Raw genomic sequence first — 1,694 nt, 5'->3', positions numbered from 1 at the left:
GTCTCTTACGATGTTTACCAACCACCATACGAGTCCCTGGACGCACCCCAGCCTCTGCCAATTCTGTAGCACTACATTTCGTTTCAATCCAGGCATCTTGCCAACGTAGAGGAGCATCATCCTGCAATGCTTTTTGGGGAGATTCATGGGAAACATGACGTGAGCCAAAGGAGAGAATACCACTAATGGTATAGTTATCCCCCAACAGATCCACCACACCCTCACCATAAACCCAAGGAAAAGAACCCCCCAACCGGCGCACTTCCACCCGTCCTGCTTCAGCAATCCGTTTAACAATGCCACCAATTTCATCTTTATGAGCAGTAATCGCAATGGGACTGGCACCAGCATCCTTACCAGGGATTTTGGCAATGACATTTCCCGCCCGATCCTGCCAAGTTTCCACCCCTAAAGCTTGAAACCGATACAGTAACAATTGGTCAATTTCCTCTTCCGCACCACTAGGGGAATGGTGCATAACTAACTCTTCTATAGTTTTGAACAGTTGGTTGTAATTGTTAGTCATTGTTGGGAATAGGGAGTAGGGAGTCGGGAGCGGTGCGACCCGTGGCGAATTTAATTCTTAATGCGGAAAGCGCACCGAGGGAGTCGGGAATCGGGAGTTGGGAGTCAAGAGTTGGGAAAGGGGAATAAGAATTGACGAAAAGCGATGGAGAGGTGCGACCCGTGGCGAATTTAATTCGCCTACGGAAAGCGCACCTAAGCTGTCTTGGGGAGCCAGTTGCTCATCTGATATCATATCGAGATAATTACCCTTAATAACAAACTCCCCAAACTCCCCACACTTCCCACACCTCCCACACTCCCCTGTCTTTCCCGATTCCCGATTCCCGATTCCCGATTCCCAATTCCCGATTCCCGATTCCCGATTCCCGATTCTAAATTCTAAATTCCCGATTCCCGATTCCCGATTCCCGATTCCCGATTCCCGATTCCCTTAGAACCTATCCCTAAAGCCCCCAAGGCGAATAGACCTAAAGCCATTGCTGGTTCAGGAACATTAGCTGGGTGTGAATGGTTATTATCTGGGTTTGGATCGTTCAATGCTGACAGGGCTAAATCCGCAATGATTCGATAAACACCAGTGGTTGGATGTTGTAAATCCCAGAAGAAAAACTCCTCGGGATTCTCACATACAAATTGTGCTGGTATATTCAAACAAGGACTAGTTACATTGGTGAAACCAAATTCCGTCGGCTGAGCCAGAATGTCCCTAAATATAGAATTAACATCAACCGGGATGATATTGACATCTGAGTCGGGAGTCTGACTGAATTGATCCAGTAGTTCAGACAAACCAGAGTTATGGTTTTCTGTTAAGGTGTTGAGGGCATCGGTAGTACCAGGAACACGTCCATCAACTCCCAGAGCAAGGGGCGTATTGCCCAAATCTGGCAAGTTAACGACCATAATATTCTTAGCCCCAACATCAGTCAGGTCTTGCAGTGCATCTGACAAATTTGCCAGGGTGGTGTCAGTTTCTGTAAATGGTTCAAAACTGCCTTGGGTAGGTAGATAATCATTAGCACCAGCCCACACTATATAGAGAGCATCTGGGTCAGCCGACTGACCGGCTTGTATCAGGGGAACAGTAAAGGCATCAATCTGTGGTTGCAATCCTGGTAAAACTACCAATCCAGAGGAGGTAACAGGGGCAGTTTGTCCAGTGCCTG

Annotated in this window: 2 protein-coding genes and 1 pseudogene; all 3 read right to left on the bottom strand. The window is 47.6% G+C overall.

Translation table 11 applies throughout. From position 1 onward, the window contains the following. A pseudogene (locus F6K38_RS41255) lies at positions 1-526 on the bottom strand (M42 family peptidase); the annotation flags it as partial. 57 nt (positions 527-583) lie between these two features. Continuing rightward, complete coding sequence (locus tag F6K38_RS41250) at positions 584-760, bottom strand: hypothetical protein (RefSeq protein ID WP_287360621.1); 177 nt, start codon at positions 758-760, stop codon at positions 584-586. Positions 761-906: 146 nt separating this feature from the next. After that, on the bottom strand, positions 907-1,694 hold a 788-nt coding region (locus tag F6K38_RS41245), incomplete at its 5' end, for an SGNH/GDSL hydrolase family protein (RefSeq protein ID WP_287360619.1).

It is taken from the genome of Moorena sp. SIO3B2 (assembly GCF_010692525.1).
GTDB lineage: Bacteria > Cyanobacteriota > Cyanobacteriia > Cyanobacteriales > Coleofasciculaceae > Moorena > Moorena producens.
This window is presented reverse-complemented; position numbering and strand designations above follow the sequence as displayed.

Bases quoted from the DNA above. Each gene is read 5' to 3' on its own strand.
- F6K38_RS41250 (WP_287360621.1), bottom strand. From the start codon at position 760: ATGATATCAGATGAGCAACTGGCTCCCCAAGACAGCTTAGGTGCGCTT.